Below are 18,859 nucleotides of genomic sequence, written 5' to 3'. Positions count from 1 at the left end.
GGACGGCTGCAGGCTCGCGTCAAGGCTATCGAACGGTCGTCCATGGACACAGACACGCCCACCATCGTCTCGCAGCCGGTCGCAGCGGGGCTGACGCGTTCGGCGATCTTCCTGGTCGTGACGGTCAACCCCGGTAGCGATGCCGAGGCAGCAGTGCGCGGCCTCTGCGCCGACCTCTCCTCGCTGCTCAGGGCCGTCGGCTTCCGCGATCTTCAGGGCAACCTGTCCTGCGTCATGGGCATCGGCTCGCAGGCCTGGGATCGTCTCTTCGACGGGCCGCGGCCGAAGGAATTGCACCCGTTCCGGGAGATCCGCGGCGTGCATCACGCCGTCTCGACGCCGGGCGACATCCTCTTCCATATCCGCTCGAGCAGCCGGATGGACCTCTGCTTCGAGCTTGCCAAGCAGATCATGATCCGGCTCGAAGGCGCCGTGACCACGGTCGATGAGGTTCATGGCTTCGGCTATTTCGACGACCGCGACCTGATCGGCTTCGTCGATGGCACCGAGAATCCGAACGGGTCGGACGCTGTCGCGGCGACCCTGATCGGCGACGAGGATGCCGCCTTCACGGGCGGCAGCTATGTCATCGTCCAGAAATACCTGCACGACATCGCGCGCTGGGACAAAGTGCCGGTCGAGGAACAGGAGAACATCGTCGGCCGTTACAAGCTCTCCGATATCGAGCAGCCCGATGCGGTGAAGAAGCCTTATGCCCACAATGTCCTGACCAGCATCACCGAGGATGGCGAGCCGGTGGACATCCTGCGCGTCAACATGCCCTTCGGCCAGGCCGGCACGGGCGAGGCGGGCACCTATTTCATCGGCTATTCGCGCAATCCCCGCCGGATCGAGCGCATGCTGGAAAACATGTTCGTGGGCTCGCCGCCGGGCAATTACGACCGGCTGCTCGATTTCAGCCGCGCCGTCACGGGCTCGCTGTTCTTCGTGCCGAGCGCGACCTTCCTGGATGGCGTGACCCCGGAGAAGGCTGCATCGGCACAGGCATCCGTAACGCCCGAGCCGGCGTCACCTCCACCCCGTTTCCCGGGCGACGGCTCGCTCGGCATCGGCTCCCTGAAGAAAGAGGCAGGCCATGAATAATCTGCATCGGGAGCTCGCTCCCATCTCGGACGCTGCCTGGGCGCAGATCGAGGAGGAGGCTTCGCGAACGCTGAAGCGCTATCTCGCGGCGCGCCGCATCGTCGACGTGGACGGACCGAAGGGGACGGCTTTCTCGGCCGTCGGGACGGGGCATACGCGCCCGATAGAGGCGCCGGGCGAGGGCATCCGCTCGCTGCTGCGCCAGGCCCAGCCGCTGGTCGAACTGCGTGTGCCCTTCACGCTGACGCGCGAGGCGATCGACGATGTCGAGCGCGGCTCGGACGATTCCGACTGGCAACCGCTGAAGGATGCCGCGAAGACGATCGCCTTCGCCGAGGACCGCGCCGTCTTCGAGGGCTATGCCGCGGCCGGGATCACCGGGCTGCGCGAGGGCAGCAGCAACGCCGCCGTGCCCTTGCCGACCGATCTCGACGATTATCCCGAGGCGGTCGCCAGGGCCCTGAACGACCTCAAGCTCGCCGGTTGCAACGGCCCCTATGCGCTGGTGCTGGGGGAGGATGCCTACCGGGCCGCATGCGGCGGGAACGAGGAGGGCTATCCGATCTTTCACCATCTGGAGCGCATCGTCGATGGCGGGGTGATCTGGGCGCCGGCGATCGAGGGCGGCTTCCTCGTGACCACGCGCGGTGGCGATTTCGAGCTCGATCTCGGCCAGGACATCTCGATCGGCTACCTCGCCCACACCGCGACGACGGTCGAACTTTATCTGCAGGAGAGCTTCACCTTCCGCATGCTCACCTCCGAGGCGGCGGTCGCGCTGACCCCGAAGGGTCGATGACGGCCGCAGCGGCACATCACGTCGTCATCGTCGGCGCCGGCTTCGGCGGTCTCGAAGCCGCGCGCAATCTCGCCGGCGCGCCGGTCCGGATCACCATGATCGACCAGCGCAACCATCACCTGTTCCAGCCGCTGCTCTATCAGGTCGCGACCGCCTCGCTGCCGACCTCGGAGATCGCCTGGCCGATCCGCTTTCTGCTGCGCGGCCACAAGAACGTCACGACCCTGCTCGGCACGGTCACCGGCGTCGACCGGACGAACCGGCAGGTGCTGCTGGAGGGCGAGCGCCCGATCGGCTTCGACACGCTGATCCTCGCCACCGGCGCCCGCCATTCCTATTTCGGCCATGACGAGTGGGAGCCCTATGCGCCGGGCGTGAAGACGTTGGAGGATGCGACGCGCATCCGGCGCCGCATCCTCTCGGCCTTCGAGCAGGCGGAATGGGAGACCGATCCGGCGCGCCGCGCCGAATGGCTGACCTTCGTGATCATCGGGGCGGGGCCGACCGGCGTCGAGCTCGCCGGCACCATCGCCGAGCTGGCGCATGACACGCTGCGCGGCGATTTCCGCAATATCGATACGCGCAGTGCCCGCGTGATCCTGGTCGAGGCCGGTCCGCGCATCCTCGCCGGCTTCACCGAGGATCTCTCGGCCTATGCCGGCCGGGCGCTGGAGCGTCTCGGCGTCGAGGTCAGGCTGGGGCAGCCGGTCTCCGAATGCCGCGCTGACGGCATCGTGCTCGGCGGCGAGTTCCTGCCTGCCCGGACCACTCTCTGGGCGGCAGGCGTCGCGGCCTCGCCCGCGGCGGAATGGCTGGAGGCGCCGGCCGACCGGGCGGGCCGCCTCCGCGTCGAGCCCGATCTGACGGCACCCGGCGAGCCCGATATCTTCGTGATCGGTGACACCGCCCTTGTCGCCGGCGCGGATGGCAGGCCGGTGCCCGGCGTGGCGCCGGCGGCCAAGCAGCAGGGGCGCTATGTCGCCGACCTCATCAAGACGCGGCTGCAGGGCAAGCCGGCTCCGGCGCCCTTCGCCTACCGGAATGCCGGCAATCTCGCGACGATCGGCAAGCGCGCGGCCATCGTCGATTTCGGCTGGATCAAGCTGCGCGGGCGCCTGGCCTGGTGGATCTGGGGCATCGCCCACATCTTCTTCCTGATCGGCCTGCGCAACCGCCTCGCCGTCGCGCTCAACTGGCTCTGGATCTATGTCAGCGGCCACCGCAGCGCCCGGCTCATCACGCAGCGCGATTCGGCAGGCTCCCGCGAGACGCGCTGAAGCGTTGCCTGCGCCCGTCGGATGCGAAGCATTCAGGTTCTCAGGAGCTATCGGCGTTCAGGGGAAAAGGAGTGGTGCCCAGGGACGGAGTCGAACCGCCGACACTGCGATTTTCAGTCGCATGCTCTACCAACTGAGCTACCTGGGCGAACCGGGAGCGGCGCGGGGCCGTCCGTGTTGGTGGGGGCGATATAGAGGCAGGCGCTCGGCCTGTCCAGTCACTTCAGCCGGCTTTCTTCATCGCGGCGCCAACTGCGCCCGAACCTGTGGATGGAAACATCCGCTCTTGAGCCCGCGCGTCGCGCGAATGCGCCTCAGGACGCTGCTGCGTGGCGCGCTTCGCAATGCCCGAGCACGGCGGCCAGGCGGTCGATGGCTGTCAGCGCCGCATGCCGGGCCCGCTCCGATTCGGCGATCGCCGCCTGGCTGTAGAGCAGCCGGGCGAAGCCGATCGTGGTGTTCATCACCTGGAACGAGGCCTCCTGCAGCTCACTCGACGCTCGCAGCACGTCGTGAAGATGCGCGACATGGATCTCCGCGCTTTCCTGCAGGGCCTTGGCGTTGAGAACGCCGGCCTTGAGTACGTCGGCGCGCAGCGTCTCGATGTCGCGCGCGACCAGATCCTGAATACAGTCAGCCATCGCCGCTCCTTCAAAGGAGGTTGCCCCGGTCAGCCAGAAGCCAGAATACCATCGACGCGTTCAGGCGACAGCGGGAAGGCTGCCCTTTGGTTAGCCGGTCCTTTCTGGAAGCGGGAAGGCGCGCAGAAAAGCCGCCCATTTTTCCGAAGCCCGGGCGATTGGCGTCTTGATCGAAGCGGACAGGTTCGGCCGGCAGACGCGGTTCGGCTTGAGTTTCGATCCGCATGACAGGTGGCCCCGTCGAGACAGACCGGATCGCGCCGGCGTCCGTGCGAAACGCGGCGTTGACGCCGCCCGCCGATGCGGGAACGATGGGGCATGCTTGCTGCTGCGGCTCCCGCGTGCCGGGGTCCTTTTCGGCTGGGACGATGGTGTGAACGCATTCGTGTGAGCACTCCCGCTTTGCCGCAGAGCCGCTCCTTCCGGCTTCCGTGGAGATTGTGACGATGAACCAGACGAATCCGCTCGCGGCGGAGGCGGATGTGCCGCTGCGTCTCACCAGCCTGGCCCATGGCGGCGGTTGCGGCTGCAAGCTGGCGCCGGCCGTGCTCCAGCAATTGCTCGCCGGGCATCCGGCCGCCGGCCCCTACGCCCAGCTCCTCGTCGGCACCGAGACCGGCGACGATGCCGCCGTCTGGCAGGTCGATGACGAGACCTGCGTCGTTGCGACCACCGATTTCTTCATGCCGGTCGTCGACGATCCCCGCGATTTCGGCCGCATCGCCGCGACCAACGCGATCTCGGACGTCTACGCGATGGGCGGCAAGCCGATCATGGCGCTGGCGATCCTCGGCATGCCGCTCGACAAATTGCCGCTCGAAGTGACCCGCGAGATATTGAAGGGCGGCGCCTCGATCTGCGCCGAGGCCGGCATTCCGGTCGCGGGCGGGCATTCGATCGACGCGCCCGAGCCGATCTACGGGCTCGCGGTCATCGGCCTCCTCAAGCCATCGAACCTGCGCCGCAACAGCGGGGCCAGGCCCGGCGACGCGCTGATCCTGACCAAGGGGCTGGGCGTCGGCATCTATTCCGCCGCCTTCAAGAAGGGCGAACTCTCCGCCGCCGCCTATGACGAGATGATCGCCTCGACGACGCTGCTGAACCGCATCGGTGCGGAGCTGGCGCAGGACGAGACCGTTCATGCCATCACCGATGTCACCGGCTTCGGCATTCTCGGCCATGGCCTCGAAATGGCGCGCGGCTCGGAGGTCACGCTGACGCTCCGGCTCGCCGACCTGCCGTTCCTGTCGCAGGCCGAGCGCCTGGCGCAGGAGGGCAGGGTGACCGGCGCCTCCCATCGCAACTGGGCGAGCTATGGCGAGGGCGCTGTCCTGCCTGCGGGGCTGCCGGACTGGCAGCGCCATCTGCTGACCGATCCACAGACCTCGGGCGGACTGCTGGTCTCCTGCGCGGCGGAGCGGGCCGAGGCGGTGCTCGCGCAGATCAGGGCGGCGGGCTATCCGGCGGCGCGGATCATCGGCGCGGTCGAGGCCGGGCCGGCGCGGGTCGTGGTGAGTTGAGGCGCATCACCGCGTCTCCTGCACCTCTAGATTCCGGCCCCAGACATCGAAGAAGGCGCCCTTGTTGAGGGTCAGCCGGTCCTCGCGCAGCGCCGCTTCCAGCTCGCGCAGGCGGTTGCGGGCGGTCGCGTCGGGCACGAGCCCGCCATCGTCGTCGCGGGTCGGGAAGAAGGCGGCTCCGTCCCAGCCGACGCCGGCGCTGCGCAGCATCAGCACGATATCGCCCCAGTCGATCTCGTTGCCGACGACATGGACGAAGGTGGAGCGCAGCGGCTCGACCTTGGGTTCGGCGATCTTCACCAGCACGATCAGCGCCGTGAACGGGCCCTTGCGGAAGAGCTTGCCGAGCCAGCGGTCGAAATCGGTGCCCAGCCCCCTAGAAGTCGACACGCGGCGTCTCGGGCATGTAGCGGTCGAACAGGGCGTAGAAATCGCTGCCGGTCTCGGCGCCGTACCAGTCTTCGAAGGCGGCGAGGGCCTCCTGCACGGCGTCCGGGCTGTCGCGGTCATCGGCCATGGCGGCCTGGAGGGCTTCGAAGACGTGCGTCAGCCGCGTCAGGACCGTGTCCTGCCGTGGCCCGATCTCGTCCCAGCCCAGCGACTGCGCGACGATGAGCCGGGTACGTGCGATCGCTTCGCTCGGCTCCTCGGCTGTCGCGAGGGTCGTGCTTGCCTGTCGCAGCAGATTGAGCCGCCGGAAGGCCCGGCTGCGGGCCTGTGCGAGGGCCTCGATCTGCCCTGCGGCCTCACGGCGATAGGCATCCTCGGCCTCGCGCGCGGCTTCCGCTGCCTCTTCGAAGCGGGCGATCAGGTCGATGGCGGCTGTTTCGGCGTCCGTCATGCGACCCTCAGTGAACTGGCGGAAGAGAATGGGAGTCGAACCCACCAGAGACCGTCTGACGGCCCCTCCCGGATTTGAAGTCCGGACGCCCCACCGGGGACGTTTCTCCTCCATCGCTCAAGCCGGGCGGCGGGCCGAACAGGTCGAGCCGCCGCCGGTTGATGCGTCTCAGGTCGCCGCGGCGGATGGTGACGCCGTGGCGATCGAAGAACTCGAGAATCTGGATAGCGACCTTTCGGCCGTTGTCGAGCCTGTCGCGGAACTGGGCGGCATTGAAGCCGGCCGGATGCAGCGCCGCAAGCTCGGCCGATAGGCCGGCCATCTCGGCCAGCGTGTCGCGCAGGAAGAAATGATCGAGCGCGACCTCATGGACATCGCCGCGCCGGCCGGCGAGCCGCAGCAGGCGCCGGATTTCCTCCTCGGGCCGCCCGAGCAGATGGCCGATATCGCGCACGCGGGGCGGGCGGAAGCGCTCGTTCTCCGCGATCAGCGGCAGAACCCTGGTCCAGAGCGCCTCGTCCTCCGGCAGGAGCCGGGCTTCATGGCCCGGCCGCCTGAGCCATGACCCGGCCGGCACCAGCACGCCGTCATCCTCGAACCGGGCGAGCGCCTGCCGGAACAGCGGCGCCGGCCAGCGCGGCGCGATGGCGAAGCGCAACCGCGCCAGCCCGATGCCCGGCAGGTCCGGGTGCTCGGCGTGGAAGGCGTCGAGCCTCTCGGTCGCGGCCTGCGCCAATGCCTGCCAATGCGCGGGCAGCAGCGCGAGCGGGCCGACCCTGGCGAGGCCGAGCCGGTTCGTCAGGTTTTCCGTCGCACCGGGGCCGAGCGCGCGGTCGCGGACGAAGCCATCGAGATCGGCGTGATAGGGCGGCACCGAGAGCAGGGCGTGCAGGGCCTCCACCGGATTTGGCAGGCCGAGCGCTGCGAGTTGCGTCAGGCGTTCCGGGCTGCGGCGCCGGCGTTCCGGCGCGCGCAGGTCGAGGAAGCGCCCGCCGCCGAGCGTGCGCGAGGCGCTGGCATCGCGCAGCACGAAACGGTCCAGCGTCGCGGCCGCAAGGGGGGCGTCGAGCACGAGCTGGATCAGGCCATCTGTGCCGGCAGCGATCTCGTCGCCGAGCAGGACGATGCGCGCTCCGATTTCCGCAGCAGCATGGTGCAGCCGCACCGGCTGCCACATCGTCAGCGCCTTCTCGCCGGGCAACAGCGCCACCTCCGCATCGATCCGCGTCGTCGGAGCATGGAGCGCCGGCGCCAGCACCATGTCGCCGTGCTGCACGGCATCCTTGGTGATGCCGGGACCAGCGAGATTGAGCGCGCAGCGCTCGCCGGCGATGCCACGCTCGGCCGGGCGGTTCTGGGCATGGATCGAGCGCACCCGCGCCGGCAGGCCGCTGGGGGAAACGATCACGCTGTCGCCGACTGCCACGCTGCCGGACAGGACGGTCCCCGTCACCACTGTCCCGGCGCCCTGCAAGGTGAAGCAGCGATCGACCGCGAGCCGGAAGGCGCCGTCGCCTTGCCGCGCCTGTGCATCCCGTGCGCGCGCCGCAAGCAGATCGGCGAGCGCCGGCAGGCCTTCTCCGGTCAGCGTCGAGACGGGCAGCATCGGCGCCCCAGCGAAAGGGCCCGGCGCCAGCAGCGCCGCGATCTCGCCCTCGACCACCTCGATCCGTCCGGCATCGACCAGATCGGCCTTGGTGATCGCGACGACGGCCTCACTGATGCCGAGCAGGCGGGCGATGGCGACATGCTCGCGCGTCTGGGGCATCACGCCGTCATCGGCCGCGACGACCAGCAGCAGGAGGTCGATGCCGGCGGCGCCGGCCAGCATCGTGTGGACGAATTTCTCATGGCCGGGCACGTCGATGAAGCCGACGACCGAGCCGTCGGCTTGAGGCCAATAGGCGAAGCCGAGCGCGATCGAGATGCCGCGCGCCTTCTCCTCCTTCAATCGGTCGGTATCGACGCCGGTCAATCGCCGGACCAGCGAGGTCTTGCCGTGATCGATATGGCCGGCCGTGCCGATGATCATGGCGCGCTCTCTGCAGGAGAGATGGCTGCGCGCGCGGCCTTGATGAAGGGCGCCGCGAGCGGGCTGCCCTTGCCTTCGGCGCCCAGCAATAGCGCCAGCGCGCGTTTCGCATCGGCCGGCACGCCTTGGCCGAGCAGCGTCGCGGCGCCAAGCATGGCCTCCGAATCCGGGTCCCCGGCTGCCATGCCGCGCTGCCACCATTGCGCGGCCGTGTCGGCATCGCGTTCCACGCCCAAGGCATCGTGATGCATCATGCCGAGCCGGGTCATGCTGGTGGCGACGCCGGCCTCGGCGGCGGCCTGCGCCCAGCGCAGCGCTTCGGTCCGGTCGGCCAGGTCGCCGCGTTCCAGCAGCATCCAGGACAGCATGTCCTGCGCGGGAGCATCGCCCTGCTCGGCGGCGAGCCGATAGAGCCGCATCGCCTCGGCATCGCTCTGCTCGATGCCTTCGCCCTTGAAATGCAGAGCCGCGAGATTGCGCTGCCCGACCGGGTCGCCGCTTTCGGCGGACAGGCTCAGCCAGCGCAACGCCAGGGCCGGGTCGCGCTCGACGCCGAGCCCCTCGGCGAAACAGGCGCCGATATTGTTCTGCGCCCGTCCGACGCCGGCATGGGCGAGCGGCCCCCAGAGCGCGAGCGCGGCCGCATGGTCGTCGCGTTCGACCGCCGCCGTGGCCTGCGCCATCGTCGCGGCGACATCGTCATCGGCGGCCTCGTTGCGGCCGAACAGGCGCTCAAGCCAGCGCATCGGGGGATCCGGGTTTCAGGGCGTCGAGCTGGCCTGCGAACAGCTTCTCGTCCTCCAGGCAGCGCAGGTCGAAGACCAGCGCGCCCTGTGCGATCCGTCCGATCACCGGCACCGGCACGGCGCGGAAGGCCGCCGCCAGCTTCTCGACGGCGGAGCCGGCCGCCTTGCCGGCCGGGCGCAGTGCAAGCCCCGCGCTTGGCAGCGTCTCCAGCGGCAGGGCACCGGAGCCGATCTGGCTGGCGCAATCGATGGTCTCGACGATCCAGCCCAGGCCGACCGCAGCCGTGACCTTCGGCTGAAGGCGCTCGGCCAGAGTGCGCAGGTCTGCGGCGGAGCGCGTGAACAGCCTGAGCGTCGGCAGGCGCTGCGCCAGCCGGTCGGGGTCGCGATAGAGCCTAAGCGTGGCCTCCAGCGCCGCGAGCCGGAGCTTGTCGAGACGCAGCGCCCGCTTCAGCGGGTTCTTCGCCAGCTTCGCGATCAAATCCTTCCGGCCGGCGACGATGCCGGCCTGCGGCCCGCCGAGCAATTTGTCGCCGGAGAAGGTGACGAGATCGGCGCCGCCCTTCAGCGCATCCTGAACCGTCTTTTCCTTGCGCAGGCCCCAGCGCGACAGGTCGATCAGCGTGCCCGAGCCGAGATCGTCGACGAACGGCAACTCATGCTGGCGCGCGAGCTTCGCGATCTCTGCGGGCTCGACCTCGGCGGTGAAGCCCTGCACCACGTAATTCGAGGTGTGGACCTTCATCAGCAGGCCGGTTTCGGGGCCGATCGCCTCGGCATAATCCTTGAGATGCGTGCGATTGGTCGTGCCGATCTCGCGCAAGGTCGCGCCGGCCCGCGCCATGATATCCGGCATGCGGAAGGCGCCGCCGATCTCGATCAGTTCGCCGCGCGAGACGATGGCCTCCCGCCCTCTGGCGAGAGTGTTCAGCACCAGCAGCACGGCCGAGGCGTTGTTGTTGACGAGAATCGCATCCTCGGCCCTGGTCAATTCCCGCACGAGATCGCGGACATGCGCGTCGCGCTCGCCGCGCTGACCGGCCTCGACGACGTATTCGAGATTGGTCGGCGCACGCATTGCGGCGACCACAGCCTCGATCGCCTCCTCGGCCAGCAGCGCGCGGCCGAGATTGGTATGCAGCACGGTGCCGGTGAGGTTGATCACCGGGCGCTGCGAGGGGCGCTCGCGCTCTTCAAGCCTGTCCAGCGCCATGCGGCCGACCTGCTCGACGGAGGCGACGGCCGACTGTCCATCGGTGCGCAGGCGCTCGATCGCCTGCCGGATGGCCTCGGTCGAAGCCGCTCGCCCGTGCCGCGCGATGGCGAGCTCGCCATTGGCGCTGCGCAACACCGTATCGACCGATGGCGGACGAAAGCGTTCGGGCTTGTTCATCAGGCTCCCTCCGGGAGACGCTTGATCTCACTTGTCGTCGGGCTCGGAAACACGGCCGTCATCCCGGGCCTGCCCCGGGATCCATCGTAGAGTTTTGGAGCTCTTCGATGGATCCCGGATCTCCGCTTCGCTCCGTCCGGGATGACGGTGGTGGTTCTCCGGCAATCCGGCAATCTCAATATCCGAGCAGGAATGGGTTCACCCCCGCGCGCCGCCAGCCGGCTTCCGTCACCAGCAAATCGAGCCCCAGGCTCGCGACATCGTCGGCCACGGCCTCCAGCTCCGGCGCCTTGCGGCGGTTCAGGATCTTCACATAGGTCCGGCATTCGTCGCAGGTCTCGGCCTTGATCGTGTCGGCGATCCCTTCGATCTCGTGATAGGCGATGCCCTTGGTCGAACCGCAGGAGACGCATTTCACCCGGACATGGTTCCACTGCGCCGCGCAGAGCGAGCACTGGACATAGCGCACGCCCTCGACATGGAGGTCGGCGACCACCGCGCTCGCCACGGGCGGCCCGCCGCAGCAGGGGCAGACGCCGTCGGCGACCGGCTGGGGCAGGGCGGGATCGAGCAGGGCGCTACGCCCCGCCGCGACGACTTGCAGCGCGGCGGCGGCGAAGATGTGCTCGGCGACGGCTTCCACGGGCACGGCGTCGGCCAGCACGGCGGCGAACATCGCTTGCCGCACCTCCGGGCCCGCTGCGACGGCGCGGGCGAGGGCCTCACGCGCCAGATCCGGCATGGCGACATCGGCGAGCAGAATCGCAAGCCGGTCGAAGGCCTCGGAAACGGCGGGATCGGCCGCAAGCTCTTCGCGCGGCAGCAGCGGCATGGCATTGCCGGCGCGCATCCTGAGGTCGCCGGGGGAGGGCATGTCGGGGGCGCCGATCGTTGCCGTAAGCACCGCCTGCGCCTGGCTCACACCGCCGAGGAAGGCGAGATAGGCTTCGAGCTGATGGCCGAGCGCGAGCGCGGCGAACCGCGCCGCCCGCCGGTCGAACAGCGTCGCAGGGTCCGGCAGGCGCACGAAAGGCGGCTTGTCGCGCTCGGCAATGCCGACTTCTTCGAGGGCTGCGAAGCCCGGATCGTCACTCATCTGGTGTCCTCTCGAACCGCACGGGTCACGGGAGGCGGCGCGGCCGGGGCCGCACCGCAGGCCATCGAATTCATTCGGCCGGGCCGGGGCTATGGCGGCGCGGCGGCGTCTGGCGTTCGTCGATCACGCCCTCCCGCGCCTCCTGCCGCAGCCAGAGCCGGTGGTGGCGGAAGGCCCAGCCGCCCGTCACCTTGCCTTCTGTCATGGCGCTGATCGTGCCACGGACATAGAAGCCGGCATAGATATGGACGATGACGACGAGCAGCATCGCGATCGCCGCCAGCGCATGCACGATATGGCCGAGGCGCTGCTGCTCGATGGTGAAGCTCGCGCCGAAATACTCGTACCAGATCACGATGCCCGTTCCGAACAGGACGAGGATCAGGAGCGTCATCAGCCAGAAGACGATCTTCTGGGCGCCGTTATACTTGCCGATCTCGGGCAGGTTCTCCTCGCGGCCCGACATCACCTCGCCGATATGGTGCATCCACTGCGTGTCGACCTTCGTCCAGAAATTGTACCTGACCATCTGGACGAACAGGATCGCGAAACTCGCGAGCAGCACGACGCCGATCCAGGGATGCAGAGCCCGCGTGTTGGAGCCGCCGCCGAACAGGCTCGACAGGAAGAACAGAGACGGGTGGAACAGCGCGGCCCCGCTCAGCGTGAGCAGAATCAGCGAGATCGCGGTGACCCAGTGATTGACGCGCACGCGGCCGGGATAGCGGTCGACGGTCGTGCGCTCCTCTTCACGCCTGACGGCCACGGGAAGCCTCCTCGTCGATCAGATGCTCGGCCTCGCGATCCTCCGCGCGGCTGACATCGTTGCGTCGCGCCACCGTCGCATGGACGAAGGCGAAGGCGGCGGCGAAGCCCACGACCGCCATGCCGGCATATTTGGTCAATCCCTTCCAGAGCTCGACGACCTGGCTGATGCGCGGGTTGTTCGGCAGGTTGGCATAGAGCTGCGGCTGGTCGGCGTGATGCAGGACATACATCACATGCGTGCCGCCGACGCCGGGCGGGTCGTAGATGCCGGCATTCTTGAAGCCGCGCGACTTCAGGTCGGTGATGCGGCCCTGGGCATGGTCGAGCATCGCCTGCTTGGTGCCGAACACGATCGCGCCGGTCGGGCAGGCCTTGGCGCAGGCCGGAGCCTGACCGACCGAGACCCGATCCGAGCAGAGCGTGCACTTATAGGCCTTGTGATCGGCCTTGCTGATGCGCGGGATATTGAAGGGACAGCCCTTCACGCAATAGCCGCAGCCGATGCAGTTCTCCGAGACGAAATCGACGATGCCGTTATTGTATTGCACGATCGCGCCGGGGGAGGGGCAGGCCTTGAGGCAGCCCGGGTCGGCGCAATGCATGCAGCCGTCCTTGCGGATAAGCCATTCGAGATTGCCGCTGTCCGGGTTCTCCCATTCGGTGAACCGCATCAGCGTCCAGGTGTTCTCCGTCAGGTCGTGCGGGTTGTCGTAAACGCCCCGGTTGATCCCGATTTCCTCGCGCAGATTGTTCCACTCGAGGCAGGCCGCCTGGCATGCCTTGCAGCCGATGCATTTGGAGACGTCGATGAGCTTCGCCACCTCGAAATCGTGGCGGACATCCGGCGGCCGGAAGGTGGTCGCCGAGATGCGGGCGAAGTCCTGACTTTGCAATCCTGCCATTGGACCCTCCCTAGCTCGTCGCCGGACCGTTGGACGGCTCGACATTCACCAGGAACGCCTTGAACTCGGGCGTCTCGATGTTGGCGTCGCCGACGAACGGGGTGAGGCTGTTGGGGCCGAAACCCTTCCTGGCCGCACCGGTGAAGCCCCAGTGGAGCGGGATGCCGACGACATGGACGGTCTTGCCGTCGCAGATCAGCGGCTTGATGCGCTTCGTCACCACCGCCTTGGCATAGACCGTGCCGCGGGCCGAGGAGACCTTCACCCAGCCGCCCTTCTGGATGTTCTTCTCCGCGGCCAGCTGCTCGCTGATCTCGACGAAGAACTCCGGCTGGAGCACCGCATTCACCCAGACATGCTTGGTCCAGTAATGGAAGTGCTCGGTCAGGCGGTAAGAGGTCGCCGCGTAGGGGAACTTGTCGGAGGTTCCGAGCGCGGCGAGGTCGTCCTTGAAGATGCGCGCGGCGGGATTGCCGCGGATCTTGGGCGCCATGACATTGGCGACCGGGCTTTCGAACGGCTCGTAATGGGCCGGGAAGGGGCCGTCCTTCATCATGCCGCGCGAGAACAGCCGCGCCGTTCCCTCGGGATTCATGATGAACGGGCCGACATCCTGCGGCTTGGCCGTGGGCGCGATGTCCGGCACGTCGTAGCCGGTCCAGGCCGCGCCGTTCCACTCGATCAGCTTGCGCTTGGGATCCCAGGGCTTGCCGTCGATATCGGCCGAGGCGCGGTTGTAGAGGATGCGCCGGTTGGCCGGCCAGGAGAACGCCCAGTTGGAATAGGCGCCGGTATTGGCCGGGTCGCTGGTGTCGCGCCGGGCCATCATGTTGCCCCGCTCGGTCCAGCTGCCGGCATAGATCCAGCAGCCGCAGGCCGTCGAGCCGTCGTCGCGCAATTGCCCGAAGGTATCAACCTGCTTGCCTCTCTCCAGCAGCACCTTGGTCGGATCGACCGGATCGGTCACCGTCGAGACGACATAGCCGTTCATCTCCTTGGCCATCTCGTCCGGCTGCGGATCGTCAGGCAGGCGATAGGGCCAGTGGAGATTGAGGATCGGGTCCGGGAAGGCCCCGCCCTCCTTGGCGTAGAGCGCGCGCAGGCGCTGGTGGATCTGCGCCATGATCCAGGTGTCCGGCTTGGCCTCGCCCGGAGGTTCCTGCCCCGGCCAGTGCCATTGCAGCCAGCGGCCGGAATTGACCAGCGAGCCTTCGTCCTCGGCGAAGCAGGTCGTCGGCAGCTCGAAGACCTCGGTCTGGATCGACTCAGGTCTGACGTCGTTATGGACGCCTTCGTCCTTCCAGAACCGCGCGGTTTCGGTCTGCAGCGGGTCCATCACCACCAGGAATTTCAGCTTCGACAGCGATGCCGAGACCTTGCCGCGATTGGACAGGGAGAGCAGCGGGTTGAAGCCCTGGCAGAAATAGCCGTTCACCTTGCCCTGGTGCATCATGTCGAAGTACCGGAGCATGTCGTAGCCGGGCACGTCGAGCTTCGGCAGCCACTGATAGGCGAAGTCGTTTTCCGGCGTCGCGGCCTTGCCCCACATCGACTTCAGGAAGCTCACCATGAACTTCTTGTAGTTCTGCCAGTAGCTCATCTGGTTCGGCCGCAGCGGCTTGAAGCCGCGCGTCGACATGTAGGTCTGGAAATCGACCTCCCTGTCGGTTCCCAGCGTGAGATAGCCCGGGATCAGGTTCGACATCAGGCCAATATCGGTCAGACCCTGGATGTTGGAGTGCCCGCGCAGCGCGTTCATGCCGCCGCCGCGCACGCCGATATTGCCGAGCAGCAACTGCAGCATCGCCATCGAGCGGATGTTCTGCGAGCCCTTGGAATGCTGCGTCCAGCCGAGCGCGTACATCGAGGTCATGACCTTGTCGCGCGCGGAGGTCTCCGAGATCATCTTGCAGATCGCCAGGAACTTGTCCTTCGGCGTGCCGCAGATGCGCTCGACCATCTCCGGCGTATAGGCCGCGATGTGCTTCTTCAGGAGCTGATAGACTGAGCGCGGGTGCTGCAGCGTCTCGTCGACCTGGACATAGCCGTCCGGCCCGAGCTCGTATTCCCAGCTCGAACGGTCATAGTCGCGCTTGGCCTCGTCATAGCCGGTGAACAGGCCGTCCTGATAGCCGAAGCCCTCCTTCACGATATAGGGCGCGTTGGTGAAGGCGCGCACGTAGTCGTGCTGGATCTTGTCGTTGTCGATGCAGTACTTCATCGCCCCGAGCAGGAAGGCGATGTCGGTGCCTTGCCGGATCGGGGCATAGAAATCCGCGACCGAGGCCGAGCGCGTGAAGCGCGGATCGACGACGATCAGCTTGGCGCCACGCTGGGCTTTCGCCTCAGTGACCCATTTGAAGCCGCACGGATGTGCTTCGGCGGCATTGCCGCCCATGATGATGACGAGGTCGGTGTTCTTGATGTCCGTCCAGGAGTTGGTCATCGCACCGCGACCGAATGTTGGGGCCAGACTGGCCACCGTCGGTCCGTGTCAAACGCGCGCCTGGTTGTCGAACGCCAGTATCCCGGTGCTTCGCACGACCTTGTAGGTCAGGAAGGCCGTCTCGTTGGTGGTGGCCGAAGCGGCCAGGAAGCCCGTGGTCAGCCAGCGGTTGACCGTGACGCCGTCCTGGTTCTTGGCGACGAAGTTCTTGTCGCGATCGTCCTTCATCAGCCGCGCGATGCGGTCGAGCGCCTCGTTCCAGCTGATCTGCCGGAAGGCCTTCTCGCCCGGGGCGCGATATTGCGGCACCTTGGTGCGGGTCTCGGAATGGACGAAATCGAGGAGGGCGGAGCCCTTCGGGCAGAGCGTGCCGCGATTGGTCGGATGGTCCGGGTCGCCCTCGATATGGATGACCGCCGGATGGGCGTTCTTCGACTTGTCGCCCAGGCTGTACATGATGACGCCGCAGGCGACGGAACAGTACGGACAGGTATTTCGTGTTTCCGTGGTGCGCGCCAGCTTGAAGGGCCGCACGGCCTGGGCAAGTGCCTCTTCGGCACCGCCAAACCCAAGCGCGGCGACGGCAGAACCGGCGACACCCGCACCTGCGGCTTTCAGAAACTGGCGACGCGAGAGCTCATGCAGCATCTCAACCTCCCAGGCAACGACGAAGCGTCGTTCGATTTGGAATAGTGAAACTCTAGACAGGGGGCGTCAAGGCGCGGCCCTCGCCGCCGGGCGGGCGGGTTCTTAGACTTTCGATCTACGATTGATGCGGCCTTGGGGAGTTCGCCGCAGCGACGCGGTCAGGCGCGAGGGGCTGGCGCCGAAGCGGCCGGAAGGGGCTCATGGGCCACGTTGATATCGGCGGCCGCGCTGCCGCCCCAGGCCGATGCAAGCTGGGCGACGACATGCCGGCCGAAGCTCTCATAGGGAATGCGGATCGAGGTCAGCCAGGGCGCGATCCAGTGGTTGATGGCGTTGCCGTCGATGCCGACGAGGGTGCTGCGTTCGGGGATGGCGATGCCGGCTTCCGTGGCGCGGCGATAGGCGCCATAGGCGATCATGTCGCTGACGCAGAGCGCCCCGTCGGGCCAGCCGAAGCTCTCCTCCAGGCTCTTCGCGGCGGCGTAGCCGATCTCGATATGCGACAGGCCGGGCGCGCTCGCCTGGCGGATATCGGCCTCCGGCAAGCCCTGCGCGACGAGCCGGCGGATGAAGCCCTCGGCGCGTTCGGCGGTGCTGGAGGCGTTCTGCGTCGCCATCAGCACGGCCGGGCGCTTGATGCCCTGCGCCAGCAGGTGGTCGGCGGCGTCGGCGCCGGCCTTGCGGTTGTCGATGCCGACATAGGCGCCGCCGCCGAGCGGATTGCGCCGTGCGACGAAGACCATCGGGTCGCCGCGCGACAGCGTATCGGCAAGGCCGGCGCTGGCGACGGCGCTGACCATGACGTAACCCGCGACGAACTGGTCGCGCATCGCGCGCAAGTAGTCGTCCTGCAGGTCGGCGCGGTCATGCGTGTCGCAGAGGATCATGACGTAGCCGGCGTCACGCAGCGCCGCCTCGGTCGAGACCGCGATTGCCGCCATCGCGGGATTGTCGAGATTGGGTGAAAGCATCGCGACCACCCGGCTGGCCCGGCGCTTCAGTGCGCGCCCCACCGGATTGGGCCGGTAGCCGAGCTGCACGATCGCCTGCTCGACGCGGGCGATCGTTTCGGCTGAGGCCCGCCCGCTCTTGCCGTTGACGATGCGTGAGACGGTCGCGACCGAGACGCCGGTCTCCCGTGCGACCGTCGCCAGCGAAACGCCGTCCTTCGGCGGTCTTGCGGCCTTTGCCGTCATGGCCCTCCCCAAGGTGCCGCGCCAATCCGGTGAATTCGAAGCCGGCTCAAAAAACTGTCGTGCAGCCATGCCGGTTCGCCTGCCCGTTGACAAGTAAGGCAAACGTTTGCCTTAGTGATTGTCAAGGTGCTCGATGAGGCGCCGTGACCGCTACAGGGATGGAACGCAGATGCAGGGGAAGCACTGGATTTCCGCGCTCGCGCTGACGGCTGGCCTCGCCATGGGCGGCGCGGCCTTCGCCCAGACGACGGTACGCATCGCCTGGTATTCCGACGGCAACGAGGGCGAGGTCGTCTCGGACCTGCTCAAGCGCTTCGAGGCCCAGAACAAGGACATCAAGGTCGTTCTCGACCAGGTGCCCTACAAGGCGATCACCGAGAACCTGCCGGTGCAGCTCGCGTCGGGGCAGGGGCCGGACATCGCCCGCGTCGTCGATCTCGGTGGCATCGCCCGTTATGCGCTCGACATGCGGCCCTATCTCAAGGATGCCGCCTACTGGGAGAAGAATTTCGGGCCCTTCCTGCCCTGGATGCGCCCTGAAGGCGATTCCAGCGCGATCACCGGCTTCATGACGCAGCTCACCGTCACCGGCCCCTTCGTCAACAAGACGCTGTTCGAGCAGGCCGGCATCGCCATGCCCGGCGCCAAGGCGACCTGGGAGGACTGGGGCAAGGCGGCGAAGGACGTCGCCGCCAAGGTGCAGGCGCCGTTTCCGCTGGCGATGGACCGTTCAGGCCACCGCTTCTTCTCGGTCGCAGTCTCGGAAGGCGCCAAGGTCTTTGACGACAAGGGCGAGCCGGCCGTGATCGACGAGGGTTTCAAGCGCGCCGCGAAGCGGGTCTATGACTGGCACCAGAGCGGCGTGATGAAGAAGGAGCTCTGGGGCTCCGTCTCCGGCACGGCCTATCGCGGTGCCAATGACGAGTTCAAGAACGCCCAGGTGGTGCTCTACCATTCCGGCTCCTGGCAGATCGCCCAGTTCGACAAGACGGTCGGCGATGCCTTCGACTGGGTCGCGGTTCCCTCTCCCTGCGGCGCCGGCAATTGCTCGGGCATGCCGGGCGGCGCCGGCCTCGTCGCGATCAAGACGACCAAGAGCCCGGAAGCCGTCGCCAAGGTGATGGATTATCTGGCGAGCGAGCCGGTGCTGAGCGAGTTCTATGCCCGCTCGCTCTTCGTGCCCGGTCATCTCGGCATCGCCGCCAAGGGGCTCGACTACAAGGATGCCAGCCCCCCGGCCAAGGCCGCGCTGAAGGTCTTCTCGGATCAGGTCGCCGAGCTTTCGCCGGTCGCCTACAAGCTGCAGGGCTATGTCAACAACCGCGTTATCTTCAATGCGGTGATCAGCCGGCTCGGGCAGGCGATCTCGGGCGAGGGCACGCTCGACGATGCCTTCAAGCGGATCGAATCCGACGTCGCCCAGCAGATCGCCGAGCGCAAGAAGTAAGGC

At 67.6% G+C, this 18,859-nt stretch carries 15 protein-coding genes, 2 tRNA genes and 1 pseudogene; 5 read left to right on the top strand and 13 right to left on the bottom strand.

Annotated elements, in window-relative coordinates; all coding sequences use genetic code 11:
* Nucleotides 1-42 precede the first annotated feature (42 nt).
* Genes WFK61_RS18960 through WFK61_RS18950 form a run of 3 tightly spaced genes read left to right on the top strand, consistent with a single transcriptional unit; the run spans nucleotide 43 to nucleotide 3,180 of the window.
* A complete protein-coding gene (locus WFK61_RS18960) occupies nucleotides 43-1,104 on the top strand; it encodes a Dyp-type peroxidase (protein WP_336813640.1) in 1,062 nt (353 codons plus the stop codon).
* Nucleotides 1,097-1,903 (top strand): family 1 encapsulin nanocompartment shell protein, encoded by an 807-nt coding sequence (locus WFK61_RS18955; RefSeq protein ID WP_336813639.1) that lies wholly within the window; start codon nucleotides 1,097-1,099, stop codon nucleotides 1,901-1,903. Before WFK61_RS18960 ends, WFK61_RS18955 begins: the two co-directional genes overlap by 8 nt.
* Complete coding sequence (locus WFK61_RS18950; RefSeq protein WP_336813638.1) at nucleotides 1,900-3,180, top strand: NAD(P)/FAD-dependent oxidoreductase; 1,281 nt, start codon at nucleotides 1,900-1,902, stop codon at nucleotides 3,178-3,180. The genes WFK61_RS18955 and WFK61_RS18950 overlap by 4 nt, the downstream gene beginning before the upstream one ends.
* Nucleotides 3,181-3,252: 72 nt before the next feature.
* Here the strand turns inward: WFK61_RS18950 and WFK61_RS18945 are convergent.
* A tRNA-Phe gene (locus tag WFK61_RS18945) sits at nucleotides 3,253-3,328 on the bottom strand.
* Between the two features lie 166 nt (nucleotides 3,329-3,494).
* Nucleotides 3,495-3,821: a hypothetical protein gene (locus WFK61_RS18940; protein WP_336813637.1), complete on the bottom strand. Its 327-nt coding sequence runs from the start codon at nucleotides 3,819-3,821 to the stop codon at nucleotides 3,495-3,497.
* A gap of 446 nt (nucleotides 3,822-4,267) precedes the next feature.
* On the opposite strand from WFK61_RS18940, the gene selD reads away from it, so the two are divergent.
* Complete coding sequence (selD, locus tag WFK61_RS18935) at nucleotides 4,268-5,341, top strand: selenide, water dikinase SelD (protein ID WP_336813636.1); 1,074 nt, start codon at nucleotides 4,268-4,270, stop codon at nucleotides 5,339-5,341.
* 6 nt (nucleotides 5,342-5,347) lie between these two features.
* Here selD and WFK61_RS18930 read toward each other — a convergent pair whose 3' ends face one another.
* The 11 genes and pseudogenes from WFK61_RS18930 to WFK61_RS18880 all read right to left on the bottom strand — a co-directional run bounded on the left by WFK61_RS18930 (nucleotide 5,348) and on the right by WFK61_RS18880 (nucleotide 17,409).
* Complete coding sequence (locus WFK61_RS18930; protein ID WP_336813635.1) at nucleotides 5,348-5,731, bottom strand: hypothetical protein; 384 nt, start codon at nucleotides 5,729-5,731, stop codon at nucleotides 5,348-5,350.
* Nucleotides 5,718-6,182, bottom strand: coding sequence for a hypothetical protein (locus WFK61_RS18925; RefSeq protein WP_336813634.1), 465 nt, complete (start codon nucleotides 6,180-6,182; stop codon nucleotides 5,718-5,720). Before WFK61_RS18925 ends, WFK61_RS18930 begins: the two co-directional genes overlap by 14 nt.
* 16 nt (nucleotides 6,183-6,198) lie before the next feature.
* Nucleotides 6,199-6,294 (bottom strand) — tRNA-Sec (locus tag WFK61_RS18920).
* Between the two features lie 105 nt (nucleotides 6,295-6,399).
* Nucleotides 6,400-8,214, bottom strand: a pseudogene (gene selB / locus WFK61_RS18915) (selenocysteine-specific translation elongation factor); the annotation flags it as partial.
* Complete coding sequence (locus tag WFK61_RS18910) at nucleotides 8,211-8,960, bottom strand: tetratricopeptide repeat protein (RefSeq protein ID WP_336813633.1); 750 nt, start codon at nucleotides 8,958-8,960, stop codon at nucleotides 8,211-8,213. The gene WFK61_RS18910 and the pseudogene selB, both read right to left, overlap by 4 nt.
* Nucleotides 8,947-10,353, bottom strand: coding sequence for an L-seryl-tRNA(Sec) selenium transferase (gene selA, locus WFK61_RS18905; RefSeq protein WP_336813632.1), 1,407 nt, complete (start codon nucleotides 10,351-10,353; stop codon nucleotides 8,947-8,949). The genes WFK61_RS18910 and selA overlap by 14 nt, the downstream gene beginning before the upstream one ends.
* Before the next feature lie 175 nt (nucleotides 10,354-10,528).
* Entirely contained in the window at nucleotides 10,529-11,449 is a 921-nt protein-coding gene (gene fdhE / locus WFK61_RS18900) for a formate dehydrogenase accessory protein FdhE (RefSeq protein ID WP_336813631.1), read from the bottom strand.
* A 70-nt stretch (nucleotides 11,450-11,519) separates the two neighbouring features.
* Entirely contained in the window at nucleotides 11,520-12,215 is a 696-nt protein-coding gene (locus WFK61_RS18895; protein WP_336813630.1) for a formate dehydrogenase subunit gamma, read from the bottom strand.
* The gene (gene fdxH / locus WFK61_RS18890) at nucleotides 12,199-13,119 is read right to left on the bottom strand and encodes a formate dehydrogenase subunit beta (RefSeq protein WP_336813629.1); all 921 of its coding nucleotides are present in this window, start codon (nucleotides 13,117-13,119) and stop codon (nucleotides 12,199-12,201) included. The genes WFK61_RS18895 and fdxH overlap by 17 nt, the downstream gene beginning before the upstream one ends.
* A gap of 10 nt (nucleotides 13,120-13,129) precedes the next feature.
* Entirely contained in the window at nucleotides 13,130-16,213 is a 3,084-nt protein-coding gene (gene fdnG / locus WFK61_RS18885) for a formate dehydrogenase-N subunit alpha (protein WP_336813628.1), read from the bottom strand.
* Nucleotides 16,214-16,371: 158 nt separating this feature from the next.
* Nucleotides 16,372-17,409, bottom strand: a complete 1,038-nt coding sequence (locus WFK61_RS18880) for a LacI family DNA-binding transcriptional regulator (RefSeq protein WP_336813627.1) — start codon at nucleotides 17,407-17,409, stop codon at nucleotides 16,372-16,374.
* Nucleotides 17,410-17,578: 169 nt separating this feature from the next.
* Here WFK61_RS18880 and WFK61_RS18875 point away from each other — a divergent pair, with 169 nt between their 5' ends.
* On the top strand, nucleotides 17,579-18,856 hold the full coding sequence (locus WFK61_RS18875) for an ABC transporter substrate-binding protein (protein ID WP_336813626.1): 1,278 nt from the start codon (nucleotides 17,579-17,581) through the stop codon (nucleotides 18,854-18,856).
* Nucleotides 18,857-18,859: the final 3 nt, after the last annotated feature.

The organism is Allobosea sp. MMO-172 (genome assembly GCF_037147855.1).
In the GTDB taxonomy this organism is placed as follows: domain Bacteria; phylum Pseudomonadota; class Alphaproteobacteria; order Rhizobiales; family Beijerinckiaceae; genus Allobosea.
Note: the sequence above shows the minus strand (reverse complement) of the source record. Positions and strands in the feature narration are given on the sequence as shown.

Bases quoted from the DNA above. Each gene is read 5' to 3' on its own strand.
- WFK61_RS18940 (WP_336813637.1), bottom strand. From the start codon at position 3,821: ATGGCTGACTGTATTCAGGATCTGGTCGCGCGCGACATCGAGACGCTG.
- WFK61_RS18910 (WP_336813633.1), bottom strand. From the start codon at position 8,960: ATGCGCTGGCTTGAGCGCCTGTTCGGCCGCAACGAGGCCGCCGATGAC.
- selD (WP_336813636.1), top strand. From the start codon at position 4,268: ATGAACCAGACGAATCCGCTCGCGGCGGAGGCGGATGTGCCGCTGCGT.
- WFK61_RS18875 (WP_336813626.1), top strand. From the start codon at position 17,579: ATGCAGGGGAAGCACTGGATTTCCGCGCTCGCGCTGACGGCTGGCCTC.
- WFK61_RS18925 (WP_336813634.1), bottom strand. From the start codon at position 6,182: ATGACGGACGCCGAAACAGCCGCCATCGACCTGATCGCCCGCTTCGAA.
- WFK61_RS18955 (WP_336813639.1), top strand. From the start codon at position 1,097: ATGAATAATCTGCATCGGGAGCTCGCTCCCATCTCGGACGCTGCCTGG.
- fdhE (WP_336813631.1), bottom strand. From the start codon at position 11,449: ATGAGTGACGATCCGGGCTTCGCAGCCCTCGAAGAAGTCGGCATTGCC.
- selA (WP_336813632.1), bottom strand. From the start codon at position 10,353: ATGAACAAGCCCGAACGCTTTCGTCCGCCATCGGTCGATACGGTGTTG.
- fdxH (WP_336813629.1), bottom strand. From the start codon at position 13,119: ATGGCAGGATTGCAAAGTCAGGACTTCGCCCGCATCTCGGCGACCACC.
- WFK61_RS18880 (WP_336813627.1), bottom strand. From the start codon at position 17,409: ATGACGGCAAAGGCCGCAAGACCGCCGAAGGACGGCGTTTCGCTGGCG.
- WFK61_RS18960 (WP_336813640.1), top strand. From the start codon at position 43: ATGGACACAGACACGCCCACCATCGTCTCGCAGCCGGTCGCAGCGGGG.
- WFK61_RS18950 (WP_336813638.1), top strand. From the start codon at position 1,900: ATGACGGCCGCAGCGGCACATCACGTCGTCATCGTCGGCGCCGGCTTC.